This window comes from Novosphingobium sp. BL-S-34, from assembly GCF_056857015.1.
This window is the reverse complement of sequence record NZ_CM166472.1, coordinates 34,423-50,817: the sequence shown is the minus strand read 5'-3', so window position 1 is coordinate 50,817 and position 16,395 is coordinate 34,423. Positions and strand designations below refer to the sequence as shown.

General features: G+C 64.0%; 14 protein-coding genes and 1 tRNA gene. 6 read left to right on the top strand and 9 right to left on the bottom strand.

The window, feature by feature from the left end; translation table 11 throughout:
- Positions 1-6 precede the first annotated feature (6 nt).
- Positions 7-387: a winged helix-turn-helix transcriptional regulator gene (locus tag AC1VV3_RS00260; RefSeq protein ID WP_431568783.1), complete on the top strand. Its 381-nt coding sequence runs from the start codon at positions 7-9 to the stop codon at positions 385-387.
- 154 nt (positions 388-541) lie between these two features.
- Positions 542-1,186, top strand: a complete 645-nt coding sequence (gene mtgA, locus AC1VV3_RS00255; RefSeq protein ID WP_482961924.1) for a monofunctional biosynthetic peptidoglycan transglycosylase — start codon at positions 542-544, stop codon at positions 1,184-1,186.
- 12 nt (positions 1,187-1,198) lie between these two features.
- On the opposite strand, the gene AC1VV3_RS00250 is transcribed toward mtgA, so the two are convergent.
- Entirely contained in the window at positions 1,199-1,612 is a 414-nt protein-coding gene (locus AC1VV3_RS00250; protein WP_431568782.1) for a DUF1801 domain-containing protein, read from the bottom strand.
- Between the two features lie 114 nt (positions 1,613-1,726).
- On the bottom strand, positions 1,727-4,240 hold the full coding sequence (locus AC1VV3_RS00245) for a TonB-dependent receptor (RefSeq protein WP_314463496.1): 2,514 nt from the start codon (positions 4,238-4,240) through the stop codon (positions 1,727-1,729).
- A 501-nt stretch (positions 4,241-4,741) separates the two neighbouring features.
- Between AC1VV3_RS00245 and AC1VV3_RS00240 the strand changes: the two genes are divergently transcribed.
- Complete coding sequence (locus AC1VV3_RS00240) at positions 4,742-5,578, top strand: cation diffusion facilitator family transporter (protein WP_465128055.1); 837 nt, start codon at positions 4,742-4,744, stop codon at positions 5,576-5,578.
- Here AC1VV3_RS00240 and AC1VV3_RS00235 read toward each other — a convergent pair.
- Complete coding sequence (locus tag AC1VV3_RS00235; RefSeq protein ID WP_431568781.1) at positions 5,575-6,441, bottom strand: VOC family protein; 867 nt, start codon at positions 6,439-6,441, stop codon at positions 5,575-5,577. The genes AC1VV3_RS00240 and AC1VV3_RS00235 overlap by 4 nt on opposite strands.
- Before the next feature lie 181 nt (positions 6,442-6,622).
- Here AC1VV3_RS00235 and AC1VV3_RS00230 point away from each other — a divergent pair, with 181 nt between their 5' ends.
- Complete coding sequence (locus tag AC1VV3_RS00230) at positions 6,623-7,210, top strand: nuclear transport factor 2 family protein (protein ID WP_431568780.1); 588 nt, start codon at positions 6,623-6,625, stop codon at positions 7,208-7,210.
- Between the two features lie 38 nt (positions 7,211-7,248).
- Here AC1VV3_RS00230 and AC1VV3_RS00225 read toward each other — a convergent pair whose 3' ends face one another.
- The 6 genes from AC1VV3_RS00225 to sppA all read right to left on the bottom strand — a co-directional run bounded on the left by AC1VV3_RS00225 (position 7,249) and on the right by sppA (position 13,948).
- Positions 7,249-7,515, bottom strand: a complete 267-nt coding sequence (locus tag AC1VV3_RS00225; protein ID WP_431568779.1) for a hypothetical protein — start codon at positions 7,513-7,515, stop codon at positions 7,249-7,251.
- A 99-nt stretch (positions 7,516-7,614) separates the two neighbouring features.
- The gene (gene clpX / locus AC1VV3_RS00220) at positions 7,615-8,877 is read right to left on the bottom strand and encodes an ATP-dependent Clp protease ATP-binding subunit ClpX (protein WP_132262033.1); all 1,263 of its coding nucleotides are present in this window, start codon (positions 8,875-8,877) and stop codon (positions 7,615-7,617) included.
- Between the two features lie 151 nt (positions 8,878-9,028).
- Complete coding sequence (clpP, locus tag AC1VV3_RS00215; protein ID WP_132262031.1) at positions 9,029-9,697, bottom strand: ATP-dependent Clp endopeptidase proteolytic subunit ClpP; 669 nt, start codon at positions 9,695-9,697, stop codon at positions 9,029-9,031.
- Positions 9,698-9,870: 173 nt separating this feature from the next.
- Positions 9,871-11,448, bottom strand: a complete 1,578-nt coding sequence (tig, locus tag AC1VV3_RS00210) for a trigger factor (RefSeq protein ID WP_134095014.1) — start codon at positions 11,446-11,448, stop codon at positions 9,871-9,873.
- A 77-nt stretch (positions 11,449-11,525) separates the two neighbouring features.
- Positions 11,526-11,609, bottom strand: a tRNA-Leu gene (locus AC1VV3_RS00205).
- 455 nt (positions 11,610-12,064) lie between these two features.
- Positions 12,065-13,948, bottom strand: a complete 1,884-nt coding sequence (gene sppA, locus AC1VV3_RS00200) for a signal peptide peptidase SppA (protein WP_431568777.1) — start codon at positions 13,946-13,948, stop codon at positions 12,065-12,067.
- Between the two features lie 179 nt (positions 13,949-14,127).
- On the opposite strand from sppA, the gene AC1VV3_RS00195 reads away from it, so the two are divergent.
- Together AC1VV3_RS00195 and AC1VV3_RS00190 are read left to right on the top strand one after the other, a co-directional pair.
- On the top strand, positions 14,128-15,123 hold the full coding sequence (locus tag AC1VV3_RS00195; RefSeq protein ID WP_132262027.1) for an aspartate carbamoyltransferase catalytic subunit: 996 nt from the start codon (positions 14,128-14,130) through the stop codon (positions 15,121-15,123).
- Complete coding sequence (locus tag AC1VV3_RS00190; RefSeq protein WP_431568776.1) at positions 15,120-16,361, top strand: dihydroorotase; 1,242 nt, start codon at positions 15,120-15,122, stop codon at positions 16,359-16,361. The genes AC1VV3_RS00195 and AC1VV3_RS00190 overlap by 4 nt, the downstream gene beginning before the upstream one ends.
- Positions 16,362-16,395 lie beyond the last annotated feature (34 nt).

Below are 16,395 nucleotides of genomic sequence, written 5' to 3'. Positions count from 1 at the left end.
TAAGAAATGGAAAATCCGCCGACCACCAGCTATTCGACCGTGCCGGGCGTCGATGCGCTCGTCAATGAGCTGATCGGCCGCGTGGCAGACAAGTGGACGCTCCTGGTGCTGGAAGCGCTGGAAGAAAACGGCGAAACCCGCTTCAGCGCCCTTGCCCGCGCCGTGCCGGGCATCAGCCAGAAGATGCTCACGCAGACACTGCGGCAAATGGAGCGGGACGGTTTCGTCCATCGCACGGTTCATCCCGTCATCCCTCCTCACGTCGATTACCGGCTGACCCCGCTGGGTCACGGCCTGGGAGAGGCGTTCTGCAGCGTCTGGCTCTGGGCCGAAGCCAATCTGCAAACGGTGGCCGACGCCCGCGCCGATTTCGACGCGCGCGACTGAATCCCGATCACGATCCGCATCTCGCCGGGGGAACCCGAGCGCAGGCACCTTTTCCGCCGCGCGCGATATCGCTAGGCATGGCCCCGGACGGCGGCATTCCCGCGCGCCGGTCATATGGGGCTCCCTTCCTTTGCTGCGCATCCTTGCCAAGATCGTGTTCTGGTTCGTTGCGATCAGCGTGGGGCTGACCGTGCTCTACCGCTTCGTTCCGCCGCCCGTGACGGTGACTATGCTGGTGGACGGCAACGGCATCACCAAGGACTGGCAGCCGCTCAGCCGGATCGACCGCAACATGGTCGCCGGCGCCATCGCCGCCGAGGATGGCAAGTTCTGCACGCACAACGGCTTCGATACCAACGCCATCGAAAAGGCCTTCGAGCGCAATGCCGCCGGCGGCCGCCTGCGCGGCGGATCGACGATCAGCCAGCAGACGGCCAAGAACGTCTTCCTCTGGCAGGGCGATGGCTGGACGCGCTATCTGCGCAAGGGTCTGGAAGTCTGGTTCACGTTCCTGATCGAGAACCTGTGGGACAAGCGGCGGATCATGGAGATCTATCTCAACGTCGCGGAAACCGGCATCGGCACTTACGGCGTGGAAGCCGGGGCACAGCGCTACTGGGGCAAGTCCGCCTCGAACCTCACGACCACGGAGGCTGGCCGCATGGCGGCCGCCCTGCCCAGCCCCAAGACCCGCAGCGTGAAGAGCCCCTCCGGCTTCACCCGGCGCTATGGCAACACCATCGCCGCCCGCATCGGCACGGTGAAGACCCAGGGCCTCGATGCCTGCGTCTACGACTGAGGCACCTCGCCCCTAGCGGGATGTCTTCGACCGCGCAGGCTTCTTCGCCAGATTGAGTGCTATGGCGCTGCGGACCAGCGCCGTCAGCGCAGGCTCGTCTACCGTATCGCCTTCATGGAAATCGATGGCCCGGCGCTGGTTGCCGTCGAGGCTGGCATTGAAGAGCCCAGCCGGATCGTCGAGCGCAGCGCCCTTGGCGAACGTCACCTTCACCGCCGCCTTGTAGGTCTCCCCGGTGCAGATCATGCCGCCGCAATACCAGACCGGCACCCCCCGCCATTTCCAGTCCTCGGCAACACCGGCATCGGCCGCCAGGACAACCTCGCGCAGCCGAGCCAACAGAGCCCCCCGCCAATCGCCCAGCTCCGCGATGCGGGCATCGATCTGCTGCGACGCGGATTGCTCCGCCTTTTCTGCTTTCGTCAACGCCAGCCTCTCCGCTTGCCGTAACGGTATCAGGCTAGCGCGGAAAGCAGGCACGCAAAAGGGGAGGGAACTCGCGTTCCCTCCCCTCTTTGTTCTTATACTCTGGCTTGAGCTTTAGAAGCCCATCACGAGAGTAGCGCTGACGGCACGCGGCGAACCGAAGTTCACGAAGGCCGAGCTCGATGCGGTGGCGAGAGCGCCGCTGAACGAGCCGACGTAGTACTTGTCGAACAGGTTGGTAACGTTCAGCTGGATTTCGCTGTTGGCGAGGCCAAGACCCTCCAGCTTATAGGCCATGTTCAGGTCGACAACCGTGTAGCTCTTGAACTTCACCGAGTTGATGTCGTTCAGATAGCGATTGCCGGTGTACTTGGCCTGGGCACCAATCAGGAAGTCGCCAGTGGTGTACTGGGCGCGGCCACCGAACAGCCACTCGGGAGCAGCGCGTTCACGCTTGCCGCTGGTGCGCAGGAACGCGTCACCACCGCTGACATAGCAGAGGTTGGCTGCAAGCTGGGCGGCCGAGCAGCTACCCACCAGTGCGTCGTTCTGGATTTCCGACTTGATGTAAGAAGCGAAGGCGTAGAGCGAAGCGCCCTGCACCGGCGTCACGCCGACGCTGGCGTCAACGCCGTACTTCTTGACCGGACCAAGGTTGGTATCGGTCGAGTTGCCGTCAAGATCGGTCGCGGTAACGATGCGGTTCTTGTACTTCGAGTACCAGCCGGTGAGAGCGGCCTGAACGATCGGGCTGCTGTAACGCAGGCTGACATCGAAGCTGTCCGAAGTTTCTGCAACGCGGCGCGCGAGCGGGTCGCTGGCATCGTAGAAGAAGGTGCCATAGAGCGCGTCGGTGCTGGGTGCCGAGATGTTCTTGGCGTAGCTACCCGCGATGCTGATTTCCGGCGTGATCTTGAAGACCGCACCGACGTTCGGAAGCACCTTGTCGTACTTGATCGAACGCGAACCCGGTACGCCGTAAGTCGGGTTGGCGGTTGCATAGGCATCCACCTGGTCGGCTGCGGGGCAGTTCACGTTGCCGCTGGCGTCAGTGGTGACGCAGTACTGGTTCAGGTCACGCTTGAAGAACGGTGCGCGTACGCCCAGCAGGACGGTCAGCTGGTCGTCGAAGAAGCGGCCACGATATTCGCCGGAGATCTGGTTCAGCGTAGCGAAGGACTTACGATCGCGCTTGCCGATGCTGTAGCCGTTTTCGTCAAGGATCGGATCGTTGATCGGGAAGACGTCGAACGGCTCGCCGTTGGTCTTCAGGAAGCCGCCGGGGCCGGTCTGGCGATGACGGGCGCGATCGTAGCTGTACGACAAACGAACGCTGTTGCTGTCGTCGATCTCGTAAGCGAGGTTGGCAATGCCGATCCAGCGCTTGGTGATCGTCTGGCTGGGCGAGAGGATGCGTACCGCATCGCCCGAACCGGTCACGCCGTCGCCATTGAGGTCCACGTCACCGTAGAAGTAATAAGCTGCGCTCGAGCTGCTGACCGGCGCATAGCGCTGGAAGAACACGCCGGTGTAACCGCCGGTGCTGTAGCCTTCGACGCCGATCGAGGTGCCGCCACCGTTTGCCTTGGTGTACTGGTAGGCGCCGTCAACCGAGAAGGTCAGCTTTTCGGTGAGGTGGAACAGCGAATTCAGGCGGAGGTTGCCCGTGTTCGACGGATTGTAACGACGTTCGAACTGCGAACCGCACGAATTCGGCACGCTGGTCGTGCTGGTGGTGCAGGGAACGCCGCCCGCGACGTCATAGAAGCGCTCATCCTTGTTGAGCGTGATGGCCTGCGCGCTCAGTGGCGATCCACCGAAGTTGTTGCGGTTTACGTTGTAGTGACCAGCAAGCGAGATGAAGTCGCCGTCGCTGCCCAGCGGCTGGTAGATCTTGCCGTTGAACTGCTTCTTTTCGACCTTGCCGTAGTTGGCGAACGTCGCGCCATTGCGAGCGTAGGAACCCGAGAACCAGGCCTTGGTGCCGACCGAGGTGAACTCGCCGGTTTCGACCTTCGCGAAGAAGCGCTGGAACGAACGATCTTCGCCGCCCGAACCTTCGGCAACGATGTCGCCATAGGACATGCTGGTCATGACGCCGAACTTGTCGTCCGGAACCTTGGTGTTGATATTGACGGTACCACCCACGGCCGCAGGGGTCGGGCTGTCGACGTCGGTCGAGCCAAGATTGACGTTGATGTTTTCGATCAGCTCGGCGTCTACCTGCTGGTTCGAATAGACCGCGTAGTTACCCGAGTCATTCAGGGGAATGCCGTCGAAGGTCTGCGAAATACGGGTCGAGTCGAAACCACGGATGGTGAACGAACCGCCGGCCGAACCCCACGGGTCGTTGTTGGTGAAGCTCACGCCCGGAACGAGGTTGATGATTTCGTTGACCGTCTGACCGGCGCGCTGCGCACCGATGATTTCCTGGCCAATCTGAACTTTCGCCTTCGGCGAGTCAGGAATGCGGATGCCGGCTACGCTTTCATCGCGAGCGCCGGTAACGACGATCGCATTGTCGAATTCGTTCGAACCGGTCGACTGTGCGAAAGCGGGAACGGCGAGGAACGCTGCGCCGACGGCGAGCGAGCTGGTCGCGGTGGAGAGAATGGATTGAAACTTCATCTTAGCCCCCTGGAAACCTTCAGAGTGTTTTCGCCAAATGCGGAAGAGTTGCCCTGCCGCAAAATTTGCTGCGGCTGCTAAGAGCAGCGCAATATGACAATCTTCTGACGCACGGGATTCATTTCCGATCTTTGTTGCGCAATTTTCTGACTCAAATTGCGTTCGATTGCAGAGATCGCCTGTTTTTCCTGAGAATTCCGTGTTTTATGCGCCAATATGACAATCTTTGGTGCGGCATAAATGTCACGCGGCGCGGCATCAATGTTCGGCGGCGCAATCGCGTTTCGGCATGTGATGATACGTCATAGCTTGCTGTTAAGGTCCGGCGCATGCGATGAAATTGTCATGGGCGTCGCACATCAGCATTATCACGATCAGGCCGATAAGGGGCATGGTCATGGCCATTCGCATGGTCACGGACATGCACACGGTCACGGGCATCATCACCATGGTCCGCCCGCTCCTGGCGACGTGGGCAAGGCATTCGCAGTTGCGGTAGGATTGAACGTCGCCTTCGTCATTGCCGAGGGCGCGGCGGGCTTCTTCAGTGGCTCGATGGCGCTTCTGGCGGATGCCGGACACAACCTTTCCGACGTGCTGTCGCTGCTCCTCGCCTGGGCTGCCAGCGTGCTCGCGGCGCGTCCGCCCTCGGAGCGCTTCACTTACGGCCTCAAGAGTTCCTCGATCCTCGCCGCCATCGCCAATGCCGCTTTGCTATGGGTGGCGATCGGGGCGATCCTGGTGGAGACGATCCGGCGCTTCACGGAACCGGCGCCGGTGGCCGGAACCACCATGATCGTCGTCGCGGCCCTCGGCATCGCGGTGAACGCGCTGTCGGCGCTGCTCTTCGCCAAGGGGAGCAAGTCCGACCTCAACCTGCGCGCGGCCTTCGTGCATCTCATGGCCGACGCGGCGGTCTCGGCCGGGGTGGTGATCGCGGGCATCGTCATCATGTTCACGGGCTGGCAAGTGGTCGATCCGATCGCCTCGCTGGTGATCACTGCCGTCATCGCCTGGTCCAGCTGGGGCCTTCTGCGCGAATCGCTGCGCATGGGCATGATGGGCGTGCCCGAGAGCATCGACATCGCCGCCGTCCGCCAGTTCCTGGCCGCGCTGCCGGGCGTCACCCGCGTGCACGACCTTCACATCTGGCCGATGAGCACTACCGAAACGGCGCTCACCGCCCATCTCGTCATGCCCGGCGCCGAACGCGGCGACGCCTTCCTTCACACCCTGGCCCACGACCTCGAGCACCGCTTCGGCATCGGCCACCCGACCGTACAGATCGAAACGGACGCCGAATCGCCCTGCGCCCTGGAGAGCGAAACCGTCGTCTAGGCCTCAGTGAACTCGTGCCGGGCGCCCAGGAAGTCGTCCGGCTCAATTGCCAGGCCTGCGGGCACGCAATGGGCCTGGCCCACGCGGAATTTCAGCTTCCCGGTGAAGTGCGCCTGGGCCTGTGCGAGATCGTCCACCTTCCAGACGAGCGCATAAATGCCGTTCTGCGCCTTCGCGAGAAAATCCTTGAAGACCCCGGCCTCGGGTTCCTCAGGTTCCTCAGGTTCCAGGAACGCCACTTGCGTATCGCCCAGCCGCAAGAGCACGCGGCGCGCCCTTTGCGGCGATACGATGCGTTCGTCGCTGAGGACTTCGCCGTCCACCACTTCGGTAAAGAACCGCAGGGCCCCAGCCATGTCGCGCGTGACGCAGGCGATATGATCGAGGCCCGTGACCCGGCAGGGGTGCCCGGCTCCGACCCTGGGATCCCAGTTGCCCCGCTCCCACGGATCGTTGGGCATCGGCAGTTCGCAGACTTCCAGCAGGACGCCGCCGGTCGATTCGGGTCGGACGAAGAAGAACACCCCGTAGTCGCTGGCGACCGTGCAGCCCGCCTCGCGGAAGGCCGCGCTGGCCGCCTTGCCGTCCGCCACCTTGATCTCGAACGAGTGAAAGCCCTGGCCGATCCGCGCGGCCTGGCGTGCAAAAGGCTTCGTCAGGTCCTCCGGATGGCGGGCCGCCATCGGCTCGACCATATGATCGGTCACATAGAGCAGCGCCGCATCGCGATCTTCGGCGGGGAAGAAGTTCTCGGCGAAAACCAGCCCGCCCAGCGCATCCTGATAGAGCGCGCGGCTGCGATGAATATCGGTGGTGGCGTGGATCGTGTGGATGATCCGCGAAACGGCGATAGGTCCGCCCATGTGCTCTCCCCTGCCCGGCGTCGATCCGACTGCCCGTCGGGCCGCAGCGTGGGCAAGGCGCGCCGAACTGCCAAGCATGAGCGCGACAATCAGGTACAATATCGTGATTGCGGCATCGCAGCCTGCCGCTAGGACTTTGCACCAGCCACTGCTCCACCCGCGACATGGGGACACGATCGACATGACCCGCAAACCCTCTACCCGCCTCCTGCTCTCTCTGGCCCTCGGCTGGGCCTTCGTCCCGGGACTGGCCCAGGCCGACACCAGGAGCGATATCGAGGCTCGCTACGAGCAGCTTCGCGCCGCGATGGACAGCCGCGAGGCAGACCGCATCAAGCCCCTGCTCGCTGGCGATTTCGTCCGCACGGACCTGGGCGAAAACAAGATGAGCGCGGACGAACTGATCGCAGGGCTCGCGAAAATCCCCGTCGATCCGGATCGCACCTCGAAGACGACCATCCAGTCGGTGACCGTCAACGGCAAGACCGTTGAGGTCGTCCAGCAGCAAGTCGCCAGCGACAAGCGCCAGGGGCGCGACGGAGAAACGCATACGTTCGGCACCACGTCGCTCTCACGCGACACCTGGGTGCAGAGCGACAAGGGCTGGCTGCTCAAGGCCACGGACGCCCAATCGACGACGATTACCCGCGACGGCGTTGCCTTGCGCACCATCAAGAAGGGCGATCCGGTTCCGCAAGGTCGGCGCGGACGGATGGGTCCGGGCGCCCGCGGTACGATGGGGCCGCCGCGTCCCGTGGGCGAGGACTGAGCCTAAGGTCCGCCTTTCGGCCCCGGTCCTTCCGAGCCTCACTCGTCGTGATGCATCGGCAGGTGAGAAAGATGGCGCGCCATCCTGGTTTCCAGCAAGAGGACCAGGTCGGGATCCATGAAGGCATAATGGTCGGGAATGTCGAGGCAGATCATGCGCTGCAGGTTGAGGTGGCGCCGGAAGGTCTGCTGCACTTTACGCCGCTGAACCTTTTCCATGACCACGATCACATTGGCCCTATGGGCGAGCTCCCTTGCAACTTGTTGCGGCTGCAGACGAACAGGTATCGCGTCATCGCCCCACACCAGAGCATGGTCAGACCAGACCGGCACGTTGCGGGCAACGAAAAGGCCCGCCCGGAAGAACCGGACGGGCCTTTTTCGTCTCCACCTGCTTCGCAGGGATCAGGCTGCGGCCTCGGCCTTGTCGCCCTTGAGCACGCGAACCGGTTCCTTGCGGCCTTCGACCACGTCCTTGTCGACGACGACTTCGGCGATATCGCCTTCGGTCGGCAGGTCGAACATGGTGTCGAGCAGCAGCCCTTCCACGATCGAGCGCAGGCCGCGTGCGCCGGTCTTGCGGTCGATGGCCTTCTGGGCAATCGCTTCGAGCGCCTCGTCGGTGAACGTCAGTTCCACGTCTTCGAGGTCGAACAGCTTCGCATACTGCTTGATCAGCGCGTTGCGCGGCTCCTTCAGGATCTTGACCAACGCCTCGATGTCGAGGTCGTTCAGGGTCGCGATCACCGGCAGACGGCCGACGAACTCGGGGATCAGGCCGAACTTGAGCAGATCTTCCGGCTCCGCCTTCTGGAGCAGTTCGCCCACGCGGCGCTTGTCCGGATCGGCGACATGCGCGCCGAAACCGATCGAGCGCTTCTGAAGGCGATCGGCGATGATCTTCTCAAGACCCGCAAAGGCACCACCGCAGATGAACAGGATGTTGGTCGTGTCCACCTGCAGGAATTCCTGCTGCGGGTGCTTGCGGCCGCCCTGCGGCGGAACCGAAGCGGTCGTGCCTTCCATCAGCTTCAGCAGCGCCTGCTGCACGCCCTCGCCCGAAACATCGCGCGTGATCGACGGGTTCTCGGCCTTGCGGCTGATCTTGTCGATTTCGTCGATGTAGACGATGCCGTGCTGCGCCTTCTCGACATTGTAGTCGGAAGCCTGGAGCAGCTTGAGGATGATGTTCTCCACGTCCTCGCCCACGTAACCGGCTTCGGTCAGCGTGGTGGCGTCGGCCATGGTGAACGGCACGTCGAAGGTCTTGGCGAGCGTCTGCGCGAGCAGCGTCTTGCCCGAACCCGTGGGACCCACGAGCAGAATGTTCGACTTGGACAGTTCCACGTCGCCCTGCTTGCCGCTGTGCTTCAGCCGCTTGTAGTGGTTGTGCACCGCCACTGACAGAACACGCTTCGCGCGTTCCTGCCCGATCACGTAGTCGTTCAGCGTCTCGCAGATTTCGCGGGGAGACGGCACGCCGCCGTCCTTTTTGCCCGCGATCCCGGCCTTGGTCTCTTCGCGAATGATGTCGTTGCAAAGCTCGACGCATTCGTCGCAGATGAAGACCGTGGGTCCCGCGATCAGCTTGCGCACTTCGTGCTGCGACTTGCCGCAGAAGCTGCAGTAGAGGGTGCTTTTCGCGTCAGATCCGCTCAATTTCGTCATTTTCCGTCTTTAGGCCCATTCGAGGCGACTCGTCGAGTCTACCTTGGACGGGGCCGGTTTTGCAATCCTGAGACCGATATGGGTATCCCCGCAACCGTTGCAAAGGACTGAAGGTCGGGACTCCGTTGGAGCCCCGACCTTGCGGTCATGCTCAGGCTTCGGTCGGCTTGTCGCCGTCGGGCCGCGTTTCGAAGACCTTATCGACGAGGCCGAACGCCAGCGCTTCCTCGGCTTCGAGGAAGGTGTCGCGGTCCATCGCCTTCTCGATCTCGTCGAGCGACTTGCCGGTGTACTTCACGTAGAGATCGTTGAGGCGCTTGCGCATCCGCAGGATCTCGCGCGCCTGGATCTCGATGTCGGACGCCATGCCCTGCGCGCCGCCCGAAGGCTGGTGCACCATGATGCGGGCGTTCGGCAGCGCGATGCGCATTCCCGGCTCACCGGCGGCGAGCAGGAAGCTGCCCATCGAGGCGGCCTGGCCGATGCAGACCGTGGAAACGCGCGGCTTGATGTACTGCATGGTGTCGTGGATGGCCATGCCGGCAGTCACCACGCCGCCCGGCGAGTTGATGTACATCGAGATGTCCTTCGAGGGATTTTCCGACTCGAGGAACAGTAGCTGCGCAACGATCAGCGAGGCCATGTGGTCTTCGACCTGGCCGGTGATGAATACGATGCGCTCGCGCAGGAGGCGCGAGTAGATGTCGAAGCTGCGCTCACCGCGGCTGGTCTGCTCGACGACCATCGGCACCAGCGCGCCGGTCACGGGATCGGTAGTGAACTTTCCTTGGGCGCCCGCGGCGCCAAACAGGTCGAGCATGGGAGTCCTCTTCTGGTTTGGACCGCCTATGTCGCGTGCCCTTCGCCGATGTTCAAGGGCTTTAACGATCTAACGCGGATGGGATGTGGGATAACATTCTCCATCCTCGATAAGAAAACGGCCCGGCGCAATCTCCGCACCGGGCCGCTTCGCGCATCAGCCTGAAAGAAGGATCAGTCCTTCTTGGCAGCTGCCTTCTTGGCGGGAGCCTTCTTGGCAGGCTTGGCTTCCGCCTCGCCTTCAGCGGCTTCCTCGGTCTTCTTGGCGGCAGCCTTCTTGGCCGGAGCCTTCTTCGGCTTTTCCTCGGCAGCGGCTTCGTCGGCGTCGGCAGCGGCGTCTTCCGCAGCGTCTTCCTTCTTGGCGGCAGCCTTCTTGGCCGGGGCCTTCTTGGCCGGAGCCTTCTTGGCTTCCGCCGGCTTGTCGCCGTCGGTGTCGGCTTCGATAGCGGCCTGCAGTTCGTCGCGGGTCACTTCACGCTCGGTGACGTCAGCCTTCTCGATCAGGAAGTCGACGACCTTGTCTTCGTAGAGCGGGGCGCGCAGCTGGGCGGCCATCATCGGGTCCTGCTGGACATATTCGAAGAAGCGCTGGCGATCTTCCGGACGGTACTGCTGAGCGGCCTGCGAGACCAGCATCTGCATTTCCTGGGCGGTCACTTCGACGCTGTTGGCCTGGCCGATTTCCGACAGGAGCAGGCCCAGACGCACGCGGCGCTCGGCGATCTTGCGGTAGTCGTCCTTCTCGGCTTCGATCTCGGCGAGAGCGGCCGCGGGGTCTTCCTCGTGGCTGGCTTCGTGCGTGAGCTGCTGCCAGATCTGCGAGAATTCGGCTTCCACCATGGTCGGCGGCACGTCGAAGTCATGACCGGCGGCAAGCTGGTCGAGCAGCTGGCGCTTCATCGCGGTGCGGGTCAGGCCGGCAGTTTCCTGCTCGAGCTGGCCCTTGAGCAGGCCCTGGAGCTGTTCGAGGCTCTCGAGGCCCAGTTCCTTGGCGAAATCGTCGTCGATCTTCGATTCGGCAGGCGCCTTCACTTCGTGCGCGACGATGTCGAAGGTGGTTTCCTTGCCGGCGAGGTTCGCGGCCTGGTAGTCCTCGGGGAAGGTCACGGTGATGGTGCGCTCTTCACCGGCCTTGATGCCGCCGAGCTGCTCTTCGAAACCAGGGATGAAGCGACCGGCACCGATCACCAGCGGAGCCTTCTCGGCCTTGCCGCCTTCGAACTCGACGCCGTCGAGCTTGCCGGTGAAGTCGATGATCACCTGGTCGCCGTCTTCGGCCGCACCGTCCTTGGTCTCGAAACGCTGCTGCTGCGAGGCAATGCGCTCGACCGCTTCGGTCACGGCGTCTTCGGCCACAGGCACGACCAGCTTCTCAAGCTTGAGGCCGTCCAGCGAGGGCGCAGCGATCGTCGGCAGCACTTCCAGGCTGACGGTCAGCTCGGCGTCCTTGCCCTGCTCGTAACCTTCGCCGAGAGCGACGTCGGGGTTCATCGCGGGGCGCAGGGCGTGGTCGGCGACCAGCTTGTCCATGGCTTCGCGGATGGTCGCGTTCAGCGCGTCCTGGTGGATCGCTTCGCCGTGCATCTTCTTGACGAGATTGGCAGGAACCTTGCCGGCGCGGAAGCCGGGCATCTTCACCTGCGGCGCGATCTTCTTGATTTCGCCTTCGACGCGGGCCGTGATGGTCTTGGCGGGAATGGTCACCGTGTAGGCGCGCTTCAGGCCTTCGTTGGTGGTTTCGACGATCTGCATTTCAAATGCCTTCCTGTGCAATTCAACGGGCCTTACGGGGCCAATTCTCGCGACTCATCTCCCCCAGGGCGGCGTAATGGTGCGGGCGAAGGGACTCGAACCCCCACATCTTTCGATACTGGTACCTAAAACCAGCGCGTCTACCATTCCGCCACGCCCGCAAAGATCAAGCCTGAAACTCAAGGGACGTGCCCTTATAAGGACACGCGGAAAAGGGCAAGCGCCGCGAGTCGCACCGGAGCAAGTCGCGCACGGATCCGCTGCGGCGTTCCGGCCCGCCGCGACGGCATCGCATGCGAAGAACCGATGCGCCAGTCGGCCTGCACCGGCCATGCAACCAAGCCTCTCCGCCACGGGTTGCAACAGCATCAGCAAGAGAGAGGCGAACATGGCAACCCAGCCTGCCGACAATCCCGGCGACACTCCCCCCGAAACTCCGGTACCCCCGAGCGACCCGAACGAACCCACGGCCCCCACGGAAATTCCCGAGACCGGACCCGATTTCGACCGCCCTGAGAGAGGCCCGGTCGAACTTCCACCACCTGACTGATTCCATTCAGGAAATTCAGGCGCCGCGTTCCATCCCCGGGAAGGAACACGGCGCCTTTTTTGCTGCTCAGTCCTTGCGCAGCCAGTGCGCCAGGCTTTCCAGAGCCGAGAGTTCGCGCAAGTCGTTCGGCCTGGTACGGCCCGGAACGATCGGGCATTCCAAGCAATAGGCCTGGGTTCCGCGCGCCGTGAACATCGCGCTGACCTGTTCCGTCACGCGAGCGAACTGCTGCTGGCGGCGCAGCGCCGTAAAGCTGGCGAAATCGAGGGCGGCGGCGGATTGTCCTTCGGAATCCGATGTCAGCCCGCCCAGGAATTTCGAGAACGAATCCGTCTCGTCCTTCAGGTAGACCGCCTGATACTTGCCATTCCCGACGCCGCCGAGACGGGCCGCTTCTGCCAGCGCCGCGTCGAGATTGCCGATCTTGTCCACCAGACCGATGCGCAGCGCTTCCTGCCCTGGCCAGACCCGGCCCTGAGCGATCGAATCGAGCTTCTCGGGCGTCATCTTTCGCGCCGCGGCGGAAATGCCCACGAACTTGCGGTAGGTATTCTCGACAGAGGCCTGGAGCATGCCTTCCACTTCGGGCGTAAAGCCGCCGAGAATGTCGGGCTGGCCGGAAAGCGCCGTGGTCTTCACCCCGTCGCTGGTGACGCCGTAGTCGGCCAGTGTCTTCTCGAAACTGGGGACAACCGCAAAGACGCCGATCGAACCGGTGATCGTCTCGGGCTGCGCGAAGACCTGCTGGCCGGGGGTGGATACCCAGTAGCCGCCGCTTGCCGCCATGTTGCCCATCGATACGACGATGGGGATCTTGCGCGCCTTGTAGCGGTCTATGGCGCGGCGGATGCGTTCGGCCGCCATGGCCGAACCGCCCGGCGAATCGACGCGGACGACCAACGCCTTGAAGCCTTCGTCGATATTGTCGTCCAGCAGGTCGGCAATCCGATCGCCCCCCGCCTGTCCGGGACCGGCATCGCCGTCGACGATCTCCCCGGCCACGGTGATGACGCCGATCTTCGCGCCCTCACCCTTCTCGGGATTGGCGGCAAGCCATGCGGCCAGACGATTCGCCTTGAAGGGCAGGTCTCCGTTCTCGTCCTTCCCGGCGACCTCGGCCACGCGATTGCGGAATTCGGTGATGTCGCCGATGCGGTCCACCAGGCCGGCGGCCTTGGCGCCCTGCGCGAAGTCGCCGCCCGACGCCTGCGACCAGGCCATCGGATCGCCGGTCATCTGGTCGAGCCGGGCCTTGGGTCGCGCCCGCTGGATGTCGGCCTTGTAGCCGCTCCACAGCGCGCCGTAGATGTCCTGATAGGCTTCGCGCGCGGCCGGCGACATGTCGTTGCGGAGATAGGGTTCGACGAAGCTCTTGTAGGTGCCGGCGCGATAGACGTGGGCATTGACCTTGAAGCGGTCGAGCAGTCCCTTGAAATAGACCTGGTTGCCGCCCGGCCCCGCCACGAAGGCGCCGCCCATCGGATCGACCCAGACCTCGCTGGCGTGGGAAGCGAGCTGCACGCCGTCATCGGCGTAGGCGTTCGCGAACGTCAGCACCGGCTTGCCCGCCTTGCGCACTTCGTCGAGCGCCTTGCCGATTTCCTCGATATGCACCATGCCGCCGCCCAGGAAGCGCGACATGTCCAGCACCACGGCCTTGATCCGCGAATCCCTGGCGGCCAGGCGCAGGGCGCGTTCGAGATCGCGGGCCTGGAACTCGCTCGAGGTGGATTCCGTGCTCATCAGCAGGCTGAGCGGATCGACGTTGCTCTTCTCCTCGACGATGTTGCCATCGAGTTCGAGCAGCAAGGCCCCGTCCACGATCTTCCCCGGCGAAGGGCGCGATGAAAGCGCGGCATAGAGCAGCGCGAAGAACAACAGCAGGAAAATCAAGGCCAGGGCATCTTTCACGCCCACCAGCAGCTTCCAGATCTTGCGCGCGAACGTCATGAATTCACCAGCCTTTCGATCCCCTGCCATAACGCCCTTATCCGGGCGCGGCCATAGCGAGGGCGCCATCGGCCAATCCGGTCTCCCGCCCATGCGAAAGGGTGCGTGCCCATAAGATCCGCCTTGGCGCTAAAAACACCTTGAGCCGACTCCGAGCCGAGCCTAAGGCCTTGTCTTCGATGACAGCTCCAGAATTCACATATCCGGAAGGCTCCGCAGCCTTCCCGCACCGCAGCCTCGTGGGCATCGGCGGCCTGGCCCCGCACGAGATCATGTTCCTGCTGGACGAGGCCCAGCAATGGGTCGACCTCAACCGCGGCACGCAGAAGCGGCGCGACCTGCTCTCCGGCCTGACGATCATCAATGCCTTTTTCGAGAATTCGACGCGCACGCTGCTGAGCTTCGAGATCGCGGGCAAGCGCCTCGGCGCCGACGTCGTCAACATGGCGGTGGCGAATTCGAGCGTGAAGAAGGGCGAAACCCTGATCGACACGGCGATGACGCTGAACGCCATGCGCGCGGACGCCATCGTCATTCGCCACGCCAGCTCGGGCGCCGTGCACCTGATCTCGAACCTCGTCGACTGCCCGGTGCTCAATGCCGGTGACGGCCAGCACGAGCACCCGACACAGGCCCTGCTTGACGCGCTCACCATCCGCCAGGCCAAGCGCGCCTTCAACGGCCTGCGCGTGACGATCTGCGGCGACATCCTGCACAGCCGCGTCGCCCGCTCCAACATCCTGGCGCTCAATTCGCTGGGTGCCGAAGTCCGCGTCTGCGCACCGCCGGCCCTGCTGCCCGCCGATATCGAGCGCATGAGCGTCAAGGTCTTCCACGATTTCGATGCCGCGCTGAAGGGCGCCGACGTGGTGATGATGCTGCGCCTCCAGCTCGAACGCATGGAAGGCCAGTTCATCCCCTCGCCGCGCGAATATCGCCATCTCTACGGCCTCTCGCTGGACCGTCTTGCCAAGGCGGAAGGCAATGCCCTCGTCATGCATCCCGGCCCGATGAACCGCGGCATCGAGATCGACAGCAATGTCGCCGATCTCGTCGGCCGCTCGCAGATCACCACCCAGGTCGAAATGGGCGTGGCCATGCGCATGGCCTGCCTCGATGTCCTGACCCGACGAGGGCGCGGAATGCCCGGATGGGCTGGGGAGGCCCGGGCATGAGCAACAATACCCCCCTCACCGTGACCGGCGGCCAGCTGATACTGCCCGATGGCACCATCGCCCCGGGCGCGCTGCGCAGCGAAGGCGGCTTCATCACCGCCGTCGGCGCTGACGTCACGCCCCAGCCGGGCGACGAAGTTCACGACGCGCGCGGCCGGCTGATCGCCCCCGGCCTCGTCGACATCGGCGTCTTCGCCATCGACAAGCCCGCGTTCCACTTCGGCGGCATCACCCGCGCGGCGCTCATGCCTGACCAGAACCCGCCGCTCGACGTGCCGGCGCGCGTCCGCTTCGCGGCGCAATCGGGCAAGCCGGACCTCTGGGTCCATCCGCTCGCCGCGGCGACCCAGAACCTCGAAGGCAAGGCACTCGCCGAGATCGCGCTCATGCGCGACGCGGGCGCCAAGGCCGTGACCACCGGGCGCCAGTGGATCGCCGATTCGGGCACCATGCTGCGCCTGCTCCAATATACCGGGATGCTCGGCATGGTCGTGCTGGCCCATCCGGAAGATGCGGGAATCACCGGCAAGGCCGTCGCCACTTCCGGCGAAATGGCCACCCGTCTCGGCCTGCCGTCCGCGCCTGCCGAAGCCGAAGCCCTCGCCATCTCCCGCGATATCGCCCTGGCCGAACTGGCCGGCGCGGCCATCCACTTCCGCAAGGTGACGACCGCAAGAGGGCTGGACCTCGTGCGCCGGGCCAAGGACCGGGGGCTCAAGGTCACGGCAGGTGTCACGCCAGCCTACTTCATGCTCTCCGACCTCGCGCTGGCGGGCTTCCGCACTTTCGCGCATCTTTCGCCTCCGCTGCGCTCGGAAGACGACCGCAAGGCCGTGATCGCGGCGATCGGGGACGGCACGATCGACGTCGTCGCCTCAGGTCACGATCCGCGCGGCCCTGAGGACAAGCGCCTGCCCTTCGCGGATTCCGCGCCGGGCATGGCCGGCGCCGAGACCTTGCTGCCGCTGACGATGAACCTCGTGCGCGACGGCGTGATCTCACTCTCCCGCGCCTTCGAACTGATCGCGACCAACCCGGCGAAGCTGCTCGGCGTCAATGCGGGCAAGCTCGAAGTTGGGGCCGAGGCGGACATTGCCGTGATCGACGCCGATCGGCCGTGGATCGTCGATTCGGACAAGATGGCCGCTGCCGCCGGCAATACGCCGTTCGACAAGCAGCCTGTCCAGGGCCGCGTGCTGGCGCTGTTCAAGGGCGGGGTCGCCGTAAAGGCCAGGTAAGCAGGCGCGTGATGGCAGGGGCAAATGACCCCTG

Bases quoted from the DNA above. Each gene is read 5' to 3' on its own strand.
- AC1VV3_RS00195 (WP_132262027.1), top strand. From the start codon at position 14,128: ATGACAGCTCCAGAATTCACATATCCGGAAGGCTCCGCAGCCTTCCCG.
- AC1VV3_RS00190 (WP_431568776.1), top strand. From the start codon at position 15,120: ATGAGCAACAATACCCCCCTCACCGTGACCGGCGGCCAGCTGATACTG.
- tig (WP_134095014.1), bottom strand. From the start codon at position 11,448: ATGCAGATCGTCGAAACCACCAACGAAGGCCTGAAGCGCGCCTACACG.
- AC1VV3_RS00245 (WP_314463496.1), bottom strand. From the start codon at position 4,240: ATGAAGTTTCAATCCATTCTCTCCACCGCGACCAGCTCGCTCGCCGTC.
- clpP (WP_132262031.1), bottom strand. From the start codon at position 9,697: ATGCTCGACCTGTTTGGCGCCGCGGGCGCCCAAGGAAAGTTCACTACC.
- clpX (WP_132262033.1), bottom strand. From the start codon at position 8,877: ATGACGAAATTGAGCGGATCTGACGCGAAAAGCACCCTCTACTGCAGC.
- AC1VV3_RS00230 (WP_431568780.1), top strand. From the start codon at position 6,623: ATGACCCGCAAACCCTCTACCCGCCTCCTGCTCTCTCTGGCCCTCGGC.
- AC1VV3_RS00235 (WP_431568781.1), bottom strand. From the start codon at position 6,441: ATGGGCGGACCTATCGCCGTTTCGCGGATCATCCACACGATCCACGCC.
- sppA (WP_431568777.1), bottom strand. From the start codon at position 13,948: ATGACGTTCGCGCGCAAGATCTGGAAGCTGCTGGTGGGCGTGAAAGAT.
- AC1VV3_RS00260 (WP_431568783.1), top strand. From the start codon at position 7: ATGGAAAATCCGCCGACCACCAGCTATTCGACCGTGCCGGGCGTCGAT.